The organism is Kosakonia sp. SMBL-WEM22 (assembly GCF_014490785.1).
In the GTDB taxonomy this organism is placed as follows: Bacteria; Pseudomonadota; Gammaproteobacteria; order Enterobacterales; family Enterobacteriaceae; genus Kosakonia.
In genome coordinates this window covers 2062222-2083098 of record NZ_CP051488.1, presented here as the reverse complement: position 1 = coordinate 2083098, position 20877 = coordinate 2062222, and the positions used below count along the sequence as shown (strand labels likewise).

At 52.2% G+C, this 20877-nt stretch carries 22 protein-coding genes and 1 pseudogene; 9 read left to right on the top strand and 14 right to left on the bottom strand.

Going from position 1 to position 20877, the window contains the following annotated elements:
- Nucleotides 1-7: 7 nt before the first annotated feature.
- Complete coding sequence (locus tag HF650_RS09865; protein WP_187802202.1) at nt 8-1219, bottom strand: MFS transporter; 1212 nt, start codon at nt 1217-1219, stop codon at nt 8-10.
- A gap of 129 nt (nt 1220-1348) precedes the next feature.
- On the opposite strand from HF650_RS09865, the gene HF650_RS09860 reads away from it, so the two are divergent.
- A complete protein-coding gene (locus HF650_RS09860) occupies nt 1349-1810 on the top strand; it encodes a helix-turn-helix domain-containing protein (protein ID WP_187802201.1) in 462 nt (153 codons plus the stop codon).
- 423 nt (nt 1811-2233) lie between these two features.
- On the opposite strand, the gene HF650_RS09855 is transcribed toward HF650_RS09860, so the two are convergent.
- The 4 genes from HF650_RS09855 to HF650_RS09840 all read right to left on the bottom strand — a co-directional run bounded on the left by HF650_RS09855 (nt 2234) and on the right by HF650_RS09840 (nt 4838).
- On the bottom strand, nt 2234-2668 hold the full coding sequence (locus HF650_RS09855) for a hypothetical protein (protein ID WP_187802200.1): 435 nt from the start codon (nt 2666-2668) through the stop codon (nt 2234-2236).
- A gap of 161 nt (nt 2669-2829) precedes the next feature.
- On the bottom strand, nt 2830-3339 hold the full coding sequence (locus HF650_RS09850; RefSeq protein WP_187802199.1) for a GrpB family protein: 510 nt from the start codon (nt 3337-3339) through the stop codon (nt 2830-2832).
- Nucleotides 3340-3520: 181 nt separating this feature from the next.
- Complete coding sequence (locus HF650_RS09845; RefSeq protein ID WP_187802198.1) at nt 3521-4003, bottom strand: glutathione peroxidase; 483 nt, start codon at nt 4001-4003, stop codon at nt 3521-3523.
- 88 nt (nt 4004-4091) lie between these two features.
- On the bottom strand, nt 4092-4838 hold the full coding sequence (locus HF650_RS09840; protein WP_187802197.1) for an SDR family oxidoreductase: 747 nt from the start codon (nt 4836-4838) through the stop codon (nt 4092-4094).
- Nucleotides 4839-5201: 363 nt separating this feature from the next.
- Between HF650_RS09840 and HF650_RS09835 the strand changes: the two genes are divergently transcribed.
- Nucleotides 5202-5753 (top strand): cysteine hydrolase family protein, encoded by a 552-nt coding sequence (locus tag HF650_RS09835; RefSeq protein ID WP_187802196.1) that lies wholly within the window; start codon nt 5202-5204, stop codon nt 5751-5753.
- A 35-nt stretch (nt 5754-5788) separates the two neighbouring features.
- Here HF650_RS09835 and HF650_RS09830 read toward each other — a convergent pair whose 3' ends face one another.
- Both HF650_RS09830 and HF650_RS09825 read right to left on the bottom strand, forming a co-directional pair.
- A complete protein-coding gene (locus HF650_RS09830) occupies nt 5789-6967 on the bottom strand; it encodes an MFS transporter (RefSeq protein WP_187802195.1) in 1179 nt (392 codons plus the stop codon).
- A 27-nt stretch (nt 6968-6994) separates the two neighbouring features.
- Nucleotides 6995-8191: an MFS transporter gene (locus HF650_RS09825; protein ID WP_187802194.1), complete on the bottom strand. Its 1197-nt coding sequence runs from the start codon at nt 8189-8191 to the stop codon at nt 6995-6997.
- A gap of 135 nt (nt 8192-8326) precedes the next feature.
- Here HF650_RS09825 and HF650_RS09820 point away from each other — a divergent pair, with 135 nt between their 5' ends.
- Together HF650_RS09820 and HF650_RS09815 are read left to right on the top strand one after the other, a co-directional pair.
- Nucleotides 8327-8914 carry a TetR/AcrR family transcriptional regulator gene (locus HF650_RS09820; protein ID WP_187802193.1) on the top strand — a complete coding sequence of 196 codons (588 nt, stop codon included), beginning with the start codon at nt 8327-8329 and terminating at the stop codon, nt 8912-8914.
- A 156-nt stretch (nt 8915-9070) separates the two neighbouring features.
- Nucleotides 9071-9532, top strand: coding sequence for a GNAT family N-acetyltransferase (locus HF650_RS09815; RefSeq protein WP_187802192.1), 462 nt, complete (start codon nt 9071-9073; stop codon nt 9530-9532).
- 51 nt (nt 9533-9583) lie between these two features.
- Here the strand turns inward: HF650_RS09815 and HF650_RS09810 are convergent, their stop codons facing one another.
- From HF650_RS09810 to HF650_RS09790, 5 genes are all read right to left on the bottom strand, one after another.
- Nucleotides 9584-10060 carry a nuclear transport factor 2 family protein gene (locus HF650_RS09810; protein WP_187802191.1) on the bottom strand — a complete coding sequence of 159 codons (477 nt, stop codon included), beginning with the start codon at nt 10058-10060 and terminating at the stop codon, nt 9584-9586.
- A 64-nt stretch (nt 10061-10124) separates the two neighbouring features.
- A complete protein-coding gene (locus HF650_RS09805) occupies nt 10125-10691 on the bottom strand; it encodes a TetR/AcrR family transcriptional regulator (RefSeq protein ID WP_187802190.1) in 567 nt (188 codons plus the stop codon).
- A 184-nt stretch (nt 10692-10875) separates the two neighbouring features.
- Entirely contained in the window at nt 10876-12774 is a 1899-nt protein-coding gene (locus HF650_RS09800; RefSeq protein ID WP_187802189.1) for a methyl-accepting chemotaxis protein, read from the bottom strand.
- Between the two features lie 168 nt (nt 12775-12942).
- Nucleotides 12943-13464: a GNAT family N-acetyltransferase gene (locus tag HF650_RS09795; protein WP_187802188.1), complete on the bottom strand. Its 522-nt coding sequence runs from the start codon at nt 13462-13464 to the stop codon at nt 12943-12945.
- 114 nt (nt 13465-13578) lie between these two features.
- On the bottom strand, nt 13579-14127 hold the full coding sequence (locus HF650_RS09790; protein ID WP_187802187.1) for a GNAT family N-acetyltransferase: 549 nt from the start codon (nt 14125-14127) through the stop codon (nt 13579-13581).
- A gap of 97 nt (nt 14128-14224) precedes the next feature.
- On the opposite strand from HF650_RS09790, the gene HF650_RS09785 reads away from it, so the two are divergent.
- The 3 genes and pseudogenes from HF650_RS09785 to HF650_RS09775 all read left to right on the top strand — a co-directional run bounded on the left by HF650_RS09785 (nt 14225) and on the right by HF650_RS09775 (nt 16163).
- Nucleotides 14225-15127, top strand: coding sequence for a LysR family transcriptional regulator (locus tag HF650_RS09785; protein ID WP_187802186.1), 903 nt, complete (start codon nt 14225-14227; stop codon nt 15125-15127).
- A gap of 68 nt (nt 15128-15195) precedes the next feature.
- Nucleotides 15196-15525: pseudogene (locus HF650_RS09780) on the top strand (LysR substrate-binding domain-containing protein); the annotation flags it as partial.
- A gap of 209 nt (nt 15526-15734) precedes the next feature.
- Entirely contained in the window at nt 15735-16163 is a 429-nt protein-coding gene (locus HF650_RS09775) for a GFA family protein (protein ID WP_187802185.1), read from the top strand.
- A gap of 202 nt (nt 16164-16365) precedes the next feature.
- Here the strand turns inward: HF650_RS09775 and HF650_RS09770 are convergent, their stop codons facing one another.
- A complete protein-coding gene (locus HF650_RS09770; RefSeq protein WP_187802184.1) occupies nt 16366-16659 on the bottom strand; it encodes a DUF1330 domain-containing protein in 294 nt (97 codons plus the stop codon).
- 128 nt (nt 16660-16787) lie between these two features.
- Here HF650_RS09770 and HF650_RS09765 point away from each other — a divergent pair, with 128 nt between their 5' ends.
- Nucleotides 16788-17693, top strand: a complete 906-nt coding sequence (locus HF650_RS09765) for a LysR family transcriptional regulator (RefSeq protein ID WP_187802183.1) — start codon at nt 16788-16790, stop codon at nt 17691-17693.
- A gap of 176 nt (nt 17694-17869) precedes the next feature.
- Here the strand turns inward: HF650_RS09765 and HF650_RS09760 are convergent, their stop codons facing one another.
- Nucleotides 17870-18496, bottom strand: coding sequence for a hypothetical protein (locus tag HF650_RS09760; protein ID WP_187802182.1), 627 nt, complete (start codon nt 18494-18496; stop codon nt 17870-17872).
- A 614-nt stretch (nt 18497-19110) separates the two neighbouring features.
- On the opposite strand from HF650_RS09760, the gene HF650_RS09755 reads away from it, so the two are divergent.
- On the top strand, nt 19111-20661 hold the full coding sequence (locus HF650_RS09755) for a methyl-accepting chemotaxis protein (RefSeq protein WP_187802181.1): 1551 nt from the start codon (nt 19111-19113) through the stop codon (nt 20659-20661).
- Nucleotides 20662-20877 lie beyond the last annotated feature (216 nt).

Sequence of the window (20877 nt, the reverse complement as noted above, 5' to 3'; positions counted from 1 at the left end):
ACAATATCTATCTCTTTACACACCAGAGCAGAAAAGCGCAGGCGCTGACGCCCGCCCCGGCGATGCAGACCGTGCTCCAGCCAAAGTGAGCGTAGAGCTGGGTGGCAACAATTGCGCCCGTTGCGCTGCCCGTTGAGTAAAAACACATATACGCGCCAACCAGGCGGCTTGCGGCCTCAGGCCTGGCGGCGATAAGAGTGCTCTGGTTGATCACGTGTACGGTCTGTACAGCGAAGTCCAGCATAATGATCCCGACAACAAGCCACAGTAGTGAAACTTCGGTCGCGGCGATGGGCAACCATGAGAGTGTGAGCATCACCAGCGAGATCCCGCAGGCACGGCGCCCCCAGCCCCGGTCGGCCCAGGCACCTGCTTTTGCCGCAGCCAGCGCACCGGCTACCCCTACCAGGCCGAACATGCCGATCCCGGTATGGGATAACGACAGCGCAGTCAGCGGCAGTACCATTGCGCTCCACAATATGCTGAATGCAGTGAAGATCAGCAGCGCGAACGCCCCGCTCCTTCTCAACTGCGGCTCGGTGACAAAAAGCCTGAAAACTGAGCGCAGCAGAGCGGGATATGACGCGGCACGTTTTTCAATAGAGGGGGCAGGGGCTGGTGCTGCTGTCGCCACCAGGCAGGCCATCAGTAGCATAAAACAAGCTGAAGTCAGGTACACCGCCCGCCAGCCTGCGATATCAGCCAGGCTACCTGAGACAACGCGGGAGAGCAGAATGCCCAACACAATACCGCTCGTTACCGTGCCAACAATTTTTCCTCGTTGTTCAGGTGCCGCCAGCATAGCGGCCCAGGCCACTACCAGCTGCACCACCACCGCCAGCAGTCCAGTAAAGAACAGCGCACACAGCAGGGTGACAAAACTGGCAGCTAATCCCGCCGCCAGCAGTGCCGCAGCCGACAGAGACAACAGTGTGATGGTGAGAGTTTTTCGGTTGATGCCATCCCCGAGTGGCACCAGAAAAATCAACCCGAGCGCATAGCCTGCCTGCGTGGCGGTCACCACACTGCCAATTACCCCCTGAGGAACATGGAGAGTGAGCGCAATGGCGTCCAGCAGAGGCTGGGAAGCATAAACATTCGCCACCGACAGCGCGCTTATCAGCGAGAACAAAAAGACAATGCCGGGTTTCAATACCAGCGCATCGCCAGATCCTGCATCCTGCGTAATACCCGCCTCTACACTCACTTTATTCCTCATCGCGCCTCCCTGATCTGGTTTCTTTTTAAAACTACAAGGCGACAGAGATAGCACTGGTGGTTTTCTTTTGCAACCAGTTTACGCAGCGCTTATACTCCTTCCCCATACAGAGAGGCTGAGAGTGCAGAAATGGCGAAACAGGAATCCCTCAGGACCAGTGAATGCCCGGTGGCCCGAACCCTGGAGTCGATAGGCGAGCGCTGGTGTTTGATGATCATCCGGGAAGCGTTTGACGATGTGCGCAGGTTCAGTGAGTTTCAAAAAAATCTCGGACTGGCGAAAAACATTCTCGCCTCTCGCCTCAAGCAACTGGTTGAACTCGGGATTTTCGCGATCTCACCCGCGTCCGATGGCAGCGCCTACAGTGAATATGTGCTGACCGACAAAGGCCGCGCGGTGTTTCCCATTGTCGTGGCGATGCGGCAATGGGGTGAGCGCTATCTCTTCGAGGAGGGCGAGGTGCACTCTGTGCTGGTGGATAATACCAGCGGCAAACCTCTGCTGCCGTTACATGTCTGTTCCGCAGAGGGGAAAAAAGTGGAACCAGCGGATTGTCACCGCCAGCGGGTGACGTCGGGCGGCAAAGCGTAATCGCCACGTCTGTTATCCCTCAGCCACGCTGCCTTGCTTTTATACTGTCGACGAAGAGCCGCAGGGCGACGGGCATATGGCGGTGTTGCGGAAAGTAGAGCGCGCTCCCTTATGGCAGCATCGCCCAGGCGTTCAGCAAATCACCATTCCCCCCGGAAAAGCGTGGCCGCATCAGATAGTCAACACCTCCTCTCTGCCGCTAATGTATACGTCCGTCAGCACCATGGCGTTGCCCGAAGTGTGCGAGCGCGGATTCGAATAAATACTTAGTGAAATCTACCAATCAGAAAGATGATGGCTTCAGAGTGGTCGATTTCAGAGGCAAAGGCGTCGATTACTGGGAAGGCGAGCCGTGAGGGAGAATATTTAGCGTGATGCGTTTCGGGAAAAGCCCGCTTAGCGGACGTGTACTTATCGCGTGAATTACTCCTCGGCTGCTTTTCCTGCGGCTACTTTAATTTCGCCACACAGTTTTTCCTCTTTAGCCGGGCAGGAGTGGGCGGCCTGATTCCCGATTTTATCGAGATCTTTGGTATCAATGGTGGAGTCGATGTGTCGCAGAACATATTTCTTCAGTGGAGGATTTTTACGGATCTCAATGGCTAAATCAGGCAACGTATCCCAGCGATCGGCCAAAAGCCGCGCAACCGCCTCTGAAACGCCTTCTGAAATATCACCCGCATCGCAATGACCAAACTTAAAGCGATTCTGGTTAATGGCACTCCATGAATTTAAAGAGTCGATAGCCATATCGGCGGATTCAGCATCCGCAGGGGTACATGTTTTGGCCAGTGCGACATTGGCTGTCAGCAGGCCACCAAGCATTAGTAATATTGTTTTGAGCACGATATTAGGCATTCGTCATATCACTCCGTTATGGGTTTTAAATCCGCCCATTTTTAGCGCAAAGCAGACATTTCACAACGAATACAGGAAAAATCTGCCGCAGAGGTGACTTTTTAGGAGTAAGCATTTGTATTATGTTAAAAGAAATAACGCAGTAACAAACTCATTATCTATCATTCCCGTTCCATCAGCGAAAGTTGCAGATAATGTTCAATAAAGTCTGTTTTGCATGCGCTATAACGCTGTGCATCGTTCTTATATGACAATACTGCTCTACGCTTTATTTCGGCGTAATCCCTTGCAACCGCTCTGTTTTTTCTCAGGTAATCACGGAAAGCAAGATGTCTTAATATCTGAATATCCCCTACTGAAAACGCATGCACCTGATGGCTACGCTGATCGCCGCCCTTAATGAAATACCGTCGTCCTGTAATACCGTTTTCACCGCGAGCAGTGTATCCGGCGTTGACCATTGCAGGGGTACACTGATCCAGTTCATTGATGTCTGAAACTTCCAGAAGGATATCAATCACAGGCTTTGCTGAGAGGCCAGGAACTGACGTACTGCCAATATGATGAATACTCTTAGCGACGTCGCCCAGCAGGGCTTTTATCAGAAAACTTTCAACGTTGAACATCTCGGGCCATTTTTCATCGTATGGAACCACAACTATTTCCCGCATAAATACCTCCTTCTTCTCCCAGAGGGTCTTAACATAAATGTTCCTAAAGCACACCCGTTGGGGTTGCATGCTGTCGCAACATCCGCTCCTGCATAAAGCGGACTTGTCCTGCCGCCGCATCAACTCTTCTAATGCGTTTTTGCCCGCAAAGTTAAATAACGCCTTCGGCCAAGCACTGAACTCAGCTTTTAAGCGCAGAAACGATCGCAGCTTCCATCTTCTCCGGCGTGGTAAACGGCGCAAAACGCTTGATCGGTTTGCCGTCGCGGCCAATCAGGAACTTGGTAAAGTTCCACTTGATTCGCTCCCCCAGTATGCCGGGCAGCGCCTTTTTCAGGTAATGAAACAGCGGGTGGGCGGCCGTACCGTTGACCTCGACTTTTTCAAACATCGGAAAGCTCACACCGTAGTTAATATGGCAGGTCTGCGCGATGTCATTCGCGCTGCCAGGCTCCTGGTTACCAAACTGGTTGCAGGGAAACCCCAGCACCACCAGCCCCTGGGCGGCATATTTCTGATAGAGCGTTTCGAGACCGGCATATTGTGGCGTGAAGCCGCAATGGCTGGCGGTATTAACGACCAGCACCACCTTCCCCGCATAGTCGGCCATCGGAACAGGCTCACCGCTAAGGCTGGTGGCGGTAAGTTGATGAAACGTGGTCATATGAGGTCCTCTTAGCAGAACAGTCGACATTGCCGCTCGGGGCGTTGCAACAGCAGATGTGTGGAGGCACATGGTTGCAAAGTTGGGGCTAAAGAACAACACATCGCAGCGCTTCGCGGGTAGGCCCCTGGAAGTAAATATGACTGATATGGCAACTTCGCGGCTGCGTCAGCACAAAACGCATCGTCTCCCAGACCGAACGCCCATTCAGCAGACGCTCGCCCATTTTCGCCTGGCTCGCGGCAAGCGGGTCTAATCCTGTCACTTCGAAATCGGGTGGATAGAGGCCGGTAACCCGAATATTTTCTTCGCTGAGCTGCTGAGAGAGTTTCGTGATAAACCCGCTAAGCCCATGCTTGCTGGCGAAAAACGCGGGGTGGGCAATGGAGTCCGTAAAGTTCGGGATGCCGCATGAAGAGATAATCGCGACGATATCCGCACTCTCTGATCGCCGGAGCCCTGGCAGCAATGCTTGCGTCAGCAGAATCGACCCTGTCACGCCAGAGTTGATGGTCGTGATAATGTCTGCCGCAGGCTGCTCGTCTAAGGTGCCTGACAACCACTGCGCAGCATTGAGGATCAACATGTCGATGGGCTTGTCTGACCCTAACAGCCGATCGGCAAAGTGAGAGAGGGATTCAGGCTGGGCTAAATCGCAGAGATACCCTCTTGCGACGCCGCCCTCCGCGGTAATGATGCCGCAGGTTTTCTCAATATCCTCAGCCCGCCGCGCGGAAAAATCGACTTCAACGCCCTCTCGCGCCAGCCATACGCAGAGCGCCTGGCCAAATCCCCTGCCCCCGCCGGTAATAACTGCTCTTTTACCTTTCAGCATCTTCATCTCCTCTTTTTTCTCGGTGAAGGGAGATATACATGAGGAGGCGGGATGGCATCTTTCCGTTCGTGCCATTTTTAAATGAGCGTTGTTCAGATTAGAGATTGAAAACGTTATTTGCCTGGTGTTATAAGCGAAGAGGCACTTCTGTCATCTTTCTCTTTGCTGTTTTAATCGTTAACGCATCACTAAAGGCCAGAAATGATTATGTCAGTTCACTCAATCACGACCACCACCACCACCGGGCCTTGCGGCGGTGTGGAGTTATCTGTGACTGAATTCTGACAAACAGATCCTCGCCCCCGCCAAACCGGACGGGGAAAACGATCTCTCCGTTCATAACATGCTGAATGGAGACACATCATGATTTCATCTGACAATGCACTTTTGGTTATCGATATGCAGCAGGGGCTTTTCCGTGGCCCTGTTGCCCCACACTCCGCAGACAGCGTGCTGGAGAATATTTGCCTGCTGATTGCTAAAGCGAGACAGGATCGGGTGCCGATCTTTTTTGCCCGCCACACCGGACCAGATGACTCGCCCTTCTCAGAGCAGAGCCCGCTAACACAACTGATAGCGGAAATGGATGTTGATGCCGGGCGGGATATCATCTTTGTTAAAAAGTACCCCAGCTGTTTTCGGGATACGACCCTGCTGCATCACCTCGAGCAGGCAGGCGTAAAACAGCTGGTTATTGCCGGCATGAAAACAGAGTTTTGTGTTGATACGACCTGCAGGGCAGCGCCGGAGCGGGGCTTCAAAACCGTGCTGATTTCAGATGCGCACACCACTATGGATAGCGAATGCTTGTCAGCAAGTGACATCATCAGCCATCACAATGCCACGCTCGGTGGGCCGTTCGTAACGCTTTCGACCACCGCTGAATGGCATTTTGGCTCTGACAAAAGTGCCTGAAGGATGATGCCCCCTGATTCTGGGGGGCGCTACAGTTATCTTCGGGCAGAGATACGACTCGACATCATGGTTAATAACAGAGCAGCAATCGCTAATGCGCTGGCAAGCCACAAAGGCGCGGTAAGCGTTAACGCATCAACAAGCTCCCCGCCAACCCATGCCCCTGTCGCAATGCCAATATTAAATATGCCGACATAAAGGGCTGCGGCTATCTCAACGGCGTCGGGAGCGGCTTTCATCATCCAGGTCATCAGCCCGACGGAGAGCCCACCGTATGCCAGCCCCCAGAAAATCAAAATCGCCCCGCCACCCGCGACCGTCTGCCCTGCGCTCAGGAAGATCACCGGCGTTAAGGCCAATGCAGTTGCCACCACCATTAGCGTGCGCGTGGTGTTGCGGGCGGCCCCGATACCCACAAGGAAATTACCTATAATGCCGGCGATACCGTACGCGAAGAGGATCGCCCAAATCCACTGGGTATGAAATCCTGATACTGAGATCAACAGCGGGCGTATGAAGGTAAAGGCCGCAAAATGGCTGGTAACCAGTAACAGCGTCAGGAGCAAACCTGCCACTAATGTGCGGTTAGTCAGTTGCGCAATGAACTGGCCGACCTTCACTGAGGCGGCCACAGGCAACGGCGGGATAACAGCAAGATGCAGCACCAGTACCAGCGTGCTAAAAAGCGCCATGCCGCCAAAAGCCCAACGCCACCCGATTGCATCGCCAATGAATGCCCCCAGTGGTACGCCGAGTACCGATGCGGCCGCCACACCGCCGAAGATAATCGATGTCGCCAGGCCAACCGATTTTTCCGGCACCAGGCGCGCCGCCAGACCACCCGCGATAGCCCAGATTCCGCCCATGCATAAGCCAACAAGGGCTCGTGCCATCAGCATCATGGTCAGGCTGGATGCTAGCGCCGAGGCCAGGTTCGCCACTATCAGCAGCGCCAGCAGACCACACAGTATCAAACGCCGATCGATGCCCCCCGACGCAATCACCACGAAGGGCGCGAATAACGCAGCAAGCAGCGCGGGCAGAGAGATCACCAGCCCCGCACTGCCTGTGGTGACAAAGAGGGTCGCGGCGATGGAGGTCAGCAACCCTACCGGCAGCATTTCCGTCGTCACTACAGAGAAGGTTGCCAGACCCACCGCAAGAACCGGCGTCCATAAACTGCGAACCTGCGTCGCGCCTGAGAAAGTACTCATTATGCAGTTCCTTATGTGAGCGCCCTGTCAGGCGCAATGATCCTGATTACGCAAGGTGAAATGGGTCAGAGATGCTATCAGCAACACAGCAATGCCCGCACAGAGGGCAACGGAGAATCCCTGTCGCGCTCCGCCGCTGTCCACCACCTGACCGGCTATAGCTGCGCCCAATGCAACGCCGATATTCAGCCCGGCGAGCAGCCAGGTCATGCCTTCTGTAAGCTGATGTTCTGATACCTGCCGCTCAACAAGCGACATGGCGACAATCATTGTGGGAGCAAAGAAGAGACCCGCCACCAACACGGCGACGGTCAGGGCGGTGAGGTTTGCCACGAAAAGCAAAGGAACGGTGGTTGCTGCGGTTGCCAGCCCGCCCAGCCATAACAGGCGGCTGAGAGGGGTTTTTAAGCGTAACGAACCGAACAACAACCCGGCCAGGCAAGAGCCAACGGCATATGCGGCTAAAATCAGGCTGGCCGCCGCCGGATGCCCCCACTCTCCGGCGTAAGCAATGCTGACAATGTCGACGGTGCCGACAATCATCCCCATTCCCATCATCAGCAGAGCCAGCAGCCTTACGCTTTTCATGCCAATGACTGAACCCTCTGCCGCCGTGGCGCGCGACATTGTCACCGTTGGCGGTTCCGTGCCACGCAGGATCACCAGGGCGAAAACGCCCGAAAAGAGCAAAAGTACAGCCAGCAGTAGGCCTGCCTGCGGAAACAACATAATGGAGAGGGCGATAGAGAGAGGCGCGCCCATGATAAAGGTCAACTCATCAAGCACTGTTTCAAGGGAATAGGCTGTCTGCAGTCGCGGATCGCTCCGATAGAGCGCCGTCCAGCGCGCTCTTATCATGGCTGATATGCTGGGCATAAATCCGGCAAGAAAGGCCCCCGGAAACAGCACCCAACTGGTCACGTTCCAGTGAGAGCCGACAATCAGAATGAAAAAGCCGGCAATGCTGATCGCGGTCGCCACAGGTAAAACGCGGGATTGCCCATAGCGGTCAACATAACGAGAGATCTGCGGTGAGAGCAGCGCGTAGGCCAGCACAAACGTGGCGGCAATTGCGCCCGCCACGCCAAAGGTGCCCTGCTTTTGCGAAAACAGCGTGATGATGCCGATGCCCGCCATCGGCAATGGCAGTCTCGCAAGCAGGCCAGCCGCCGTAAAACGGCCGGTTCCAGGGACAGAAAAAAGGTCTCGATAGAGCGTTGCCATCTCATTCTCCGGTAGCATTTGCTTGCCACAACGCCGTGGCAAAGGGACAATTCATACAAGGCGTATGAAAAACAATTCTATATTCATACGCTGCGTATGTAAACAATCATTCATTGCGTATGTAAAGGAAAAATCATGGTCCGCCGTACCCGTGCCGAGATGGAAGAGACAAGAGCGACATTGCTGACAACTGCCCGCCAATTTTTTAAAGAGCATGGCTTCGCTGAAACCTCAATGGATGATCTGACTGCTCAAGCTGGGCTGACGCGCGGTGCGCTCTATTATCACTTCGGGGATAAAAAGGGCTTACTGGCCGCGGTAGTAGAGCAAATTGATGACGAAATGGATCAACGCCTACAAGAGATTTCGGAAAGTGCGGCCGATCCATGGGAGGGTTTTTGCAGCCGTTGCCGGGCCTGCCTTGAGATGGCGCTGGAGCCTGAGTTTCAGCGCATTATGTTGCGTGATGCAAAAGCCGTGCTGGGCGGTTTCTCCCCTGAGTCACAACGCCATTGCGTGCAATCCATGCAGGCCCTGATCCGCGATCTCATTCAGCAGGGCGTGATTGAAGAGGCCGATCCGGAGGGGCTGGCTTCGCTGATTTACGGAAGCCTGGCTGAAGCCGCGTTCTGGATTGCCGATAGCGATGAAAGCGATACGCGCCTCGCGCAAGGCATTGCCGCGCTGAATCTGCTGCTTCGCGGATTACGGCCAGTTAAATAGCGTGCGTATCGAGTCATAAAAGAGCTGCTGCGAAGAGTATGTCTGGGTGCTGACGTTTCAAACTGCATAAAAAAGCCAGCCAGATCCAGTGGGGGTTAATGGCGTGCAGATAGTGATAATGTTCAGTTCCCCAACATCATATTGGCAGGTGTGAGCGTGAACACTTCAGCGATACATGAATGGCGCATGAACGATTTTCTGATTAGTACAGACAAAGAAAAACTGGATATACCGGCAGTGCACCACTATTTGACGAGATCCAAATGGGCAAAAGGTATCGATATTGAAACCGTCACGGTTTCAGTTGCAAACAGTCTTAACTTTGGGCTTTATCGCCACGAAACCCAGATAGGGTTTGCTCGCATGGTAACGGATCACGCGACTTTCGCTTACCTGTGTGATGTCTATGTCCTGGAGGAGCACCAGGGCGAAGGGTTAGGAAGATGGCTTATGGAATCTATTCATCGTCATCCGGTGTTTGAAAAGCTTCGTACAATCGTGTTATTCACCACAACCGCGCCATGGCTTTATGAAAAGTTTGGCTATCAGCCGGTAAATCAGCAAAATTACACATGGTCCATTAGCCGGCCTGATATCTACAGCCAAAAAGTTGAATAACATTAACGTAAAACAAAGCAGCCGGGCACCCAGTGAGGGATGCCCGAAGAGTTACAGGCCCAGCGCGGATAATCCCGGATGATCGTCCGGACGACGCCCCAGCGGCCAGTGGAACTTCCGCTCGCTCTCTTTGATCGGCATGTCATTAATACAGGCATAGCGGTGGTGCATCAGCCCATCTTCCCCAAACTCCCAGTTTTCATTGCCGTAGGAGCGAAACCAGTTCCCGGAGTCATCGCGCCACTCATAGGCATAGCGAACAGCGATGCGATCGCCATCAAAGGCCCACAGCTCCTTGATCAGACGGTACTCAAGCTCCTTTTTCCACTTACGCTCAAGAAACGCCCTCGCCTCTTCACGATTATTGGCAAACTCTGTCCGGTTGCGCCATTGGGTATCCAGAGAGTAAGCAAGCGACACTTTTTCGGCGTCGCGGCTGTTCCAGCCATCTTCAGCAAGCCTGACTTTCTCAAGGGCTGACTCGCGGGTAAACGGCGGCAGTGGCGGACGAGTGTGTGAATCAGACATGGTAGTGCCTCCAGAATAAGTGGATAGATCGGTGAGTGTTGCATCTTTGGAACAGAGATCCCGGCTACGGGATCTGTTTCAGTAATAGCTGAGCGACCTCTCTTGCCTCATCGGCGGCGCGGTAGTCGCCCATTACGCGCGACATAGTGATAGCGCCTTCAATCAGGATCAGTAACTGTCTGGCCAAGGGTAATGGCTGCGGCGTATTTAACTGCCCGGTAAGCTCAAGCAGATAGTCGAGCAGTTTCTGTTTGTGCAGCCTGGCAATTTGACGAACCGGATCGTCCGGATTCCCCACTTCGCCCGCGGTGTTGATAAACGCGCAGCCGCGATAGCCTTCCGATTCGAACCAGCGTTTAAGCACGGTAAAGATATTCAGGATGCGCTCGCGCGGCGTCTGTGCTTTGTCGCACTCACGCCTGAACCACGCCATCCAGCGTACGTCACGCGCATTAAGCGCCGCGGCAGCCACTTCATCCTTATTGGTGAAATGGTGATAGATACTTTTTCGCGCTACGCCGGACGTCTTCACCAGCAGATCCATCCCGGTGGCATGAATACCGTTCTGATAGATAAGCTCTTCAGCGGTGGCGAGAATTTTCTCGCGTGTATTGGTTATGTTTTTGTTCATGGGCTGATGGTAGAACGATCGTTCTACTTTGGTCAAGCTATTACTTTTATCCTTTTTGTTTATTACGCGGGGAGACAGATAAAGGGCTTTTGAATCAAAGATAAAGAAGCGGAAAGAAGTGGAAAGCACAAGCGACAGGCGCAAGAGAGTAAAAAGCCGACCCCACAGAGTCGGCTTTTTTATGTCAGAGCTTAAAGCTGCCCACCACGTTTTCGAGCTGGACGGTTTGCTCTTCCATCGATTGCGCGGCGGCCGCCACCTCCTCCACCAGCGCGGCATTCTGCTGCGTGGCGCTATCGAGCTGATTGATGGCGATATTGATCTGCGCAATCCCGCGACTCTGCTCATCACTGGAAGAGCTTATCTCTGAGATCAGCACGCCCACGCTTTCAACTTTTTCCATCAGGCCATCCATCGTGGTGCCCGCCTGACGAACCTGTCCGCTGCCTTGCTCAATGCTGCTCACCGACTCTTCAATCAGTTTTTTGATCTCCTGAGCCGAGCGGGCGCTGCGCTGCGCCAGGGAGCGAACTTCACTGGCCACTACCGCGAACCCACGCCCATGCTCACCTGCTCTAGCCGCCTCAACAGCGGCGTTGAGCGCCAGAATATTCGTCTGGAAGGCAATGCCATCAATCACACTGATGATATCCACCACTTTAGCGGAGGAGCTATTGATGTTATTCATCGTGGAGACAACGTTGTTGACCACGCTGGCGCCTTGTTTCGCCGCCTCTGAAGCCTCTTTCGCCAGCCTGTTCGCCTGCAAGGCGTTCTCTGCATTGAGGCGCACGGTGCTGGTCAGCTCTTCCATCGACGCTGCCGTTTCCACGATCGAGGCAGATTGATCTTCGGTGCGCGAAGAGAGGTTAAGGTTACCGCTGGCAATCTGGCGCGACGCCGATGAGATCGCCAGCGTGCTACTTCCTACCTGCTGCATCAGCTCATTAAGGAAGGCAATAAACTTATTGAAGTTGTTGATAACGGCATTAAATTCCGGGCTCTTGCTCTGCGCAAGACGCTGCGTTAAATCCGCACCGCCGCTGGAGAGCGCTTCAATATTGCGATTGAGCAGCGTCACGTTATGGAAAATATTGCGCACGATAATCATCATGATCACCACGATAAGAATTCCGATAATCGCCTGGACGATGGTGAGCTTGGTCATAATCGCGTCAGAGATACTCACCAACTGACTGCCCGGAATATCCACCGCCATAAACCATGGGCTGCCGCTGATGGGCAGAACGAATAGCGAATGCGCACCATCTTCACCGTCATAGCTACCGCGCACTTCCGTTGTTTTATTCTGGCCTAACAGGCTCATTAATGGCGCTGCCGCCGGAATACTGAGATCGCGGACGTTCGAGAGCGCAGGTTTATTTTGTACGGATGAGCCGTTACCGACGATTTTGCCGTCCGCTTCAACAATCAGCACACTGCCATTCACCGCTTTGCCCATGTCGACAGCCAGCTGATTAAAGAAGCCCAGCGTCACGTCGATGGTCGCTACGCCCCAGACTTTGCCGTCCTTCCAGATCGCCATTGCACAGTTAGTGCGCGGCTGCGGGCTAGCCGCATCCTGGTAGGCTTTCGCCCACGCACACTCACCTTTTGGCGCACTCATGCCCTCTTTGTACCAGGGTTGCTCCCAATATTTTGCTGATTCCGGCTGGTTCCACACGGTGTTGACTTGCAGAGTGCCGCCGCCGTCACGAGCATAGAAAGTGCTGTATTTATCCCTGGCCGGATCGCGCTGACCGGGTAGCGGCCAAATTCCACCGCCAAATACGTTCAAATCACCATACTGGTTAACCAGGCGCGGTAATAATTGGTCGATTTGCTCACTTTGCAGACCGACAACAAGCTCAGTGATTGAACGTTGCTGAGCCTTAACACGGTTCATCTGCTCTTTAATCGCATTACTCTGTAATTGGACCGTTGCCTGAATATTTTTGGTTTCGGTTTCAATAATCTGCGGGGAGACGAATTGCTTGATAATGATATAGGTAACAATCAGTAAAATAACGAAAAAGCTTATCAGTAGCAGGCCTATTCGGCCCTGGGTAGTTTTCCATGTCATATTAGCGGCGCTCGTTTGGGTGGATATTCGATTTAATATCGTCATTTCGTTGAAATGCTTTAATTCACCCTGCGCACTATTTCATTTCGAAGCACATTTATTCTGACAAAATATTTTTCCAGGAAAAAATGTTATTTCGATCACATTTTGTAAATGTATTTTAAGAATTTAGCCGCGAATAAGCAGCCGAACCTGCTTACCCCGATAACTCACATAATGTTGAAAGTCGAAGCCAAAACGCTCGGCTAAATAGTTGGAGCGTTTATTCTCTTCAGCAATAATGCAGCACACTGGAGAAGCGAATGTTTCGTCGGCCCATGATAAAACTGCCGCCAGCGCTTCAGAGGCATAGCCTTTGCCACGTACTTCCGGCATCAGTGTCCAGCCCGCTTCGGGGTATTCCAGCTTCGGCGTGGTATCGCGATGCGCATCCTGAAAGCCAAACGCACCAGCATAAAGGTTTGTCGCTTTTTCAAAGACCGCCCAGTAGCCATACCCTAGCGCCTGCCAGTGCCCGATATAACGTAATAAGCGCGCCCAGACCATCTCTGCCGTAGGGATCTCGCCACCGCTTATTTTTGCCATTTCCGGAGTCGACCAGCAGGCCTTGAGTGCCGGAAAATCATCGAGGGTAAACTGCTTTAAAATCAGGCGCTCTGTTTCAATGCGCGGTGCTTGCTGGTGAGCCACGGTTGCCCCTTATATTGGATTTATACTGTGGCTACGTTATCACCAAAGGCGAAACACCCACAACGAATTAACATTCCTGCAACAGCACGCTACCCTGATGTCCAGCCGACTGCATCAATACGCAGGATGCCCGGATCTTTCTGCCCTCTCCGGCAGCGTGCTCTTCCCCTGCCCGAGTGTGCGTTGCATCATTACTGTATCGAGCCAGCGCCCGTGCTTAAATCCCACCGATCGCAGTGTGCCGGTCAGCGTGAAGCCCGCCGAGCGATGAAGAGCCAGTGAGGCCGCGTTTTCGCTGTTACCTACTACGGCAACGAGCTGGCGAAAGCCGCTGGCTTCGGCCCATGTCACCGCACGCGAGAGCAGTTTTTTGCCGATGCCTTGCCCCAGGCAGGCAGCATCGATATAGACAGAATCCTCAAGGGTAAACCGGTAGGCATGCCTTTCGCGGTAGCGCGCCAGATAGCAGTAACCGCGCACGATGCCATCGACTTCAGCGACAAACCAGGGCAGCCCTGAAGCCTGCAACCTCTTCAGGCGGAAGGCCATCTCTGCGTCATCGGGCGGTTGCGTTTCAAACGTGGCGCAGCCATGCAATACGTGGTATGCATAAATTTGTTGTATAGCCGGGATATGTCGTTCTTCTGCCTGAATTATTTCCATCAGTAAGGCTCCTTATTGCGTCTGTACAGAGACTATCCCCTGGCGATCATTTCAGACAGGCCGCCGGGCTTATTCGCAGCATAAGGAAAACTTTGGCATGACAAACCTCAACCTCGACCATCTGGCCACCTTCAGGCTGGTTATCAGCCGCGGCAGTTTCTCAAAAGCGGCGGAAGAGCTTGGCCTGTCGCAGCCGGCCGTCAGCCTGCAGATAAGGCAGTTGGAGCAGACGCTTCAGGTACGGCTTATTGAACGAACCGGTCGCGGGATCAAGCCTACCGCTGCCGGCGTGACGCTGTCTGAGCACTGCCTGAAAATAGAGGCGGTGGTAACAACCGCGGTGGAATCGGTCTCACTGCATTCCGATGAGATAACCGGCACCGTAACCATCGGGACTGGCGCAACGGCCTGTATTCATCTTTTGCCCCACTTACTTCAGCAGCTGCGACAGACCCACCCCCTGCTGAAAATAAATGTGCACACCGGCAACACTTCAGACATTGTGCGCAGTGTGGAGGAGAACCGGATCGATATCGGCCTGGTCACACTACCAGCAGGAGGCAAAAGCGTGAGCGTTAATCCGCTCTACAGGGATGAGTTTGTGGTCATCATGGAGGAGGATTTATCCGCGCGATCGATGAAAGCACTTTCTCCTGACCCTCTCTTGTCGCTGCCACTGATTATTTTTGAATCAGGAAGCGGAACGCGCGCGCTGATTGACGAATGGTTCCGGCACGCAGGCAAGCCAGCCAACCCGGTGATGGAACTTGGCAGTATCGAAGCGATCAAACGAATGTTGCGTTCGGGGTTGGGTTACAGCATCGTACCCCGCATCGCCGTAGCAGCCCCCGAAGAGTATGAAGGACTCAGCGTATACCCGCTGCTGCCCCCGCTTCAGCGAATCCTCGGCACCGTAATGCGCGAGGATCGGATCGTCAGCAGGGGCATGAACGAAGTGCTTAAAAGGCTCGATGAAACCCTTGTCAAAAAGGAGAGCTGATAAGCATCGCGCGGGCTGGCACGGCTATTTCTGGCGGGAGGTGAAAACCGTCATCACTGCCGCAGCAAGCAGATTTAGTGGCGCACCCCTGCATCGCTTATCAGTTCGGCGATGGCAGCCTGTATGGCTGGGAACTCCAGCGCGAGGGTAAAAAAGTGACCCACCAGCCACAGGGCCAGTGGGCGTTTGCTGACAGCTATATGGAAGCGAAGGCCGCGAGGCTCGGCCTGGGGTTGGCCTATGTTCCACAAGAGCTGGTCGCGGATGAGTTGGCGCAAGGCAAGCTTATCCGGGTACTGCAGCCTTACAGCCAACGTCTGGACGGTTCGTTTCTCTACTATCCGCACCGCAATGTCTCGCCCGCTCTGCGCGCGGTGATTGAAACATTGCGGATCTGACGATGCCAGCCGTGAAATCTGAACCGCGCTGGCATGATGAGTGGCTTTTAAAACGGTGGATATACCTCATTGAAGACAAACCAGCCCTTATAATCAGGGATACCAACCAGCTATGAGCGCGGGAAAGACTCAATGGCTAACGTTGGTACTGTGCTTACCAATAATAAATTACAGTTGAATGTTCCCGACTGAATCAGAAAAGAGGTTGTATGAAAGGGTCATGCCTGTGTGGAGCCGTTGCATTTGAATTGTCCGTTACGCCTTTACTGTTTTATCGCTGTCACTGTTCACTTTGCAGAAAGCAGAGCGGAACAGGGTATAACCTTGCAACGTTGGTTAAAGCCGGTGATTTTTTCTGGCTAACAGGAGAAAAGAGAATAACATCCTGGACAAAGCCAACCGGTTATCGCACAGATTTTTGCTCTTCATGTGGCTCTACCGTGCCTAACCCACTGCGCGACATGCCATATGTATGGATCCCGGTTGGCTTACTGGATGAGCGGCTGGATATGCAGTGTATCGGAGACTACTGCACCGATGATGCAATGCCCTGGGACCAAACGCGAGCCAATAACAACCATGCAGGCCCTGTAACCTCATTGGCCGACCTTTTAAAGAACCTTAAGCTTAGAGATTAGGTTTTAGAAATGGCTGGTGGTTTCTTATATAAAGCAACGTCTACTTCTGCAATATGGGTCTGCGCATTGTAAGAGAGCGGCGAGACTGCGGGCAGGCTGACTCCCGCAGTGAATAAGAGTAAGTATGATGAGTCGTGCTTCAGGTTTGAGTATTTAAACAGTATGTCAGCCATGTGCGATTAGCGGAAACGCCGATGCCTGATTAAACGTTGCCACCTTCAACCAAAACAAACGTGCCGGTTGCCGCACCTGCGCGGAGCGCTTTTGCCGCCTGATACGCAGGGCTTTCATAAAAGCGTTTAGCCTCGTCAAAGGAAGCGAACTCAAAAACGACATGCCGCTGATGAGACTCGCCCTCAAGGTTTTCATACTGCCCGGACCAGGCAATGATTTTTGGCGCGAAAGGCTGCATGGCCTCCGCCGCTGCCTGAGCATATTCGGCATAGGCGTCGGGGTCTTTGACGGTCACGTGGCCGATTAAATAACCTTTATTCATCTCTGTTTACTCCTCATTTGGCTTCAGAAAACGTGATGCGAAATACACGGTGTGAAAGCAGTTTATTGAGTATTAATATCTGCATAAACAGCGTAAAAAAATACGCACTGTTACTCTGAGGGTGAACAATGAGGAATCTCGAACCGCTGATGATTTTTGCCCGCGTGGCAGAGATGAAAAGCTTTACCCAGGCCGCTGAAAGCCTGGGGATCCAGAAAGGGCGTGCGTCGATGGTGGTGCGTGAACTGGAACATGAGCTGGGGGTGACGCTTCTTCACCGCACAACACGGACCGTACAGCTGACGGAAGATGGCCGGGCTTTTTATGCCCGCGCACGGGATTTACTCGCTGATGCCGACGCACTCGGCTCGATGTTTACGGATGCCGGTATGCCGTTAAAGGGGCGATTACGCGTGGATATGCCAGCCATCCTGGCCCAAAGCGTAGTGATCCCTGCCCTGCCTCAGTTACTGGATGCGTACCCTGAGCTGGAGATAGAGCTTTCCAGCACTGACCGCCGCGTCGACCTGGTGCAGGAGGGGTTCGACTGCGTGGTGCGTTTAGGGCCCATTGTCGATGAGACGCTTATTGCCAGGCCGCTGGGTCGTTTGCGCATGATAAATGCCGCCAGCCCGCGCTATCTTAATCGTTTTGGTGTACCAGAGACGTTAGAGGATCTTCTCAACCAGCAACACAGGATGGTGCATTACATACGGAACTTTGGCTCGAAACCAGACGGATGGGAGTATCCGTCGGGCGACGGCTATAAGTCGCTGATGCTGCCTGGTGCTGTCACAGTTAACAGCGTTCCGGCCTATCATGATGCTGGCCTGGCCGGTCTGGGTTTAATTCAGGCGGGCTCCCCTTCACTTTTAGCGCATATCAAGCGCGGCGCGCTGGTTGAGATCCTGCCTCACCTGCGCCCTGAGCCACTTACGGCTTCTTTTGTCGTCGCGCACCGGCGCAATCTGTCGCCGCGTGTAAGAGCGTTTATAAGCTGGACTGAAGAGATTTTAAGGCCTTATTTTGACTGATGCCTGGAAGTGTCTTTAACACCGGCATAGAAAAAAATCTTCGGCTATGAATCTTTCATTCCAGAAATTATCAACCATCCAAAGCACTCCCTGGATTGTTATAACCAAAGAGTTTTTTAAAATTAATTAAAATCATCCCATGGCTTACGACCCCAGATAAAAACACAGTAGCCCAATTATTTGTCAGCCTTTATATGAACTGCCTTATTTCTTTTTTCTTTGGCGTACTTTTCAAAAAGCAATGAATATTCTTTAATATCACTTTTACTAAGACGCTGTTTCCATATCAGTGCTATAACAGTAAACCAATTATAAAGCATAAATCCCGCCAATGCATAAAGCGCTAATGAAATTGCCTGGTCAAAAAAACCCGGCTTTTGTTCAAAAAAGATTGCTGTCCAAACGCCGAGTAGGAAACAAAGCAACTGAGAGAAGTGAGACATACTCCCTTCACGCCTTATAAATGAAGAAAAAACCGATTGAAAAAAACTCAGCTTTTTAATACTTAAATAATAGGATCCATTAAAATCCAGCCGACCATCCAACTTGCAAAAATAACCTACCGGCTTATTTTCCCTGGCCATTATATCTAACAGTGCCTCGTGAAATTGATTATCCTTTACCCCAGTAACATAAGAATTGATATCATTTTTGGCGATTTTAAAAAGCGCGGAAGAATTTATATCTTCCTTCGGAATTTTTACAAAATCGATAACCTCTTTTATACGGGATTCTTTGTCCTTAAAGACTACTGATGCAAGCGCTGCTGAAGCACCAACCAGAGCAATGGAAGATAATGGCATGTTTTTATCCTTTCCTTATATTAACTAAGAAAAAACTATTATGATTCACTCAAAAAATCAAGTTGTTATTATAAATTCGTCGCTAAACCGCCCAACCTAATAATGATTAGCAGATGTTTCTGCTTATTATAACGTGACGAAAATATTCTACATTGCTTGCAAAAAACAGCCTTGCGCATTCATTATTGAAGTTATAACTGCTCACTATATATCGTGATAAGTAAAATGATGATTCATCCCTACAACTCAGAATGACCAGATAATATGTATTGATCCTTTGTTGAATCTGACTGAGGGTGCAACTCACATTTAGCCCAAAAGATGGCCCTCACTAACCAGCCGAATATAACCATTTGTTTTTATTAATAATAAACAACTGAGCTTCGCTTGAAGCGCCGTAGCATTATCGTAATTGATATACTCTGGCAACGCCGCTTCGCTTGTTATTATGTATCCCAATAAAATCAAGCCAGTAGGAAAAAATAAAATTGATATATTCTTAGCACCCTATTCTTTTTTGCGTTTAAGTTAAAGACCTGTTGACTCATGCCGATAACTTATCTGTTTTAGCGCTCTTCGAGCTGCTCTGCCATTCTCTGTAGAACGAGGTTCAAATGTTCAGGAATTTACCCATCAAGAAAAAGTTCTCTTTTGCCTTTGGCGCCGTTTTGGTTTTATTACTGTTACTGTGCGCTACTTTCTACAATAACTTTTCCAGGATTGTCAGTACTAACGAATGGAATATACATAGCTGGCGCGTTATTGATAAAAGTCGTGCGCTAACCCAAAGCCTGGTGAATATGGAAACCGGCCTGCGCGGCTATGCTATTAATGGCAAAGAGGAAATGCTGGCTCCATGGAACTCCGGTAAAGAGGATTTTGTTAAGGTTTTGCAGGAAACAAAAAGCTTAACTTCTGATAACCCTGCCCAGCAGGATCGCCTGAATAATTTGCTCAAGCAGGAGCAAGAGTGGGGAAATAAGTTTGTTACTGAATTGCTCGATCATCGTCGTGCGCTCAATGCCGGATCAATGACGCAGGCCGAATTTAACTCCGCCTTCGAAGCCAACACGGGTAAGCCGCAGATGGATCAAATGCGCAAAACCATTGATGAAATCGTCAAGGATGAAAAAAAATTGCTGGGCGAGCGCCAGAGTTCTGTCGATTCCGTTGAAACGCAGACCCGGCTGACGTTGTTTATCGGCGCGCTATTAGGTGTATTTATCGCTTCAGCTTTAGGCTATCTCCTTGCCCGATCCATTACCCTTCCGCTTGGCGAAGCGGTAAACGCTGCTAAGGCGATTGCCGCAGGCGATCTCTCTACCCGCCTGGTCGCTCGTTCAAAAGATGAAGCAGGTATTCTGATAGTCACCCTCACCGCCATGCAGGAGCAGTTGAAAAAGGTGGTCTCTGATATCCAGATGGCCGCGACCTCTATCGACAGCGCCTCTAAAGAAGTGGCGTTGGGTAATACCGATCTCTCCGTACGAACGGAACAGCAGGCAGCCTCGCTGGAGGAAACCTCCGCCAGCATGGAGCAACTGACGGCGACAGTGAGGCAAAATGCCTCTAACGCACAAAGTGCCAGCAGCCTTGCGTCTGACGCGTCCGACGTCGCGCAGCAGGGAGGTAAAGTTGTGGACAAAGTGGTCACCACCATGGCGGCTATTTTCGATAGCTCGAAAAGCGTGGGCGACATCATCACCACCATTGAAAGCATCGCTTTCCAGACCAACATCCTGGCGCTTAATGCGGCGGTGGAAGCAGCACGCGCAGGTGAGCAAGGCCGCGGATTCGCCGTCGTGGCAAGCGAGGTGCGCGCACTTGCGCAGCGTAGTGCGACGGCGGCAAAAGAGATTAAAGCGCTGATAGAAGCCTCGAATAGCCGCATATCGGAAGGCACCAACCTGGTAGCACAGGCGGGTAAAACCATGACCGGGGTAGTCACCGCGATCAACAACGTCTCTGCAATTATGGCCGAAATATACACCGCCTCCGGCGAGCAGGTGAACGGTATCGAGCATGTCAGCATCGCTATCACCCAAATGGATGAGGTGACCCAACAAAACGCCGCACTGGTTCAACAGGCCGCTGCTGCTGCCGCATCGCTGGAAGATCAAGCTGTTCAGCTAAACCGCTCTGCTGCGGTTTTCAAACTTGCCTGACTAAAGGTTCCTGATGGCCGCATTCGGCCCGCTGCTGCTGGGTAGCGCCAGCAGCCAGCGGTTACCGTTGAGACGAGCGGTAGTAAGAGCAGTCGCGGGCAGACGCACCGGCCTGGCTTTCGGACGAAAAATTCACGTTGAGCGTGTTTCATCGTCGGGCTAATGGGGTTATTGCCCAGCGCAATAACCATGAAAGCCATAGGGTTAAATTTTATC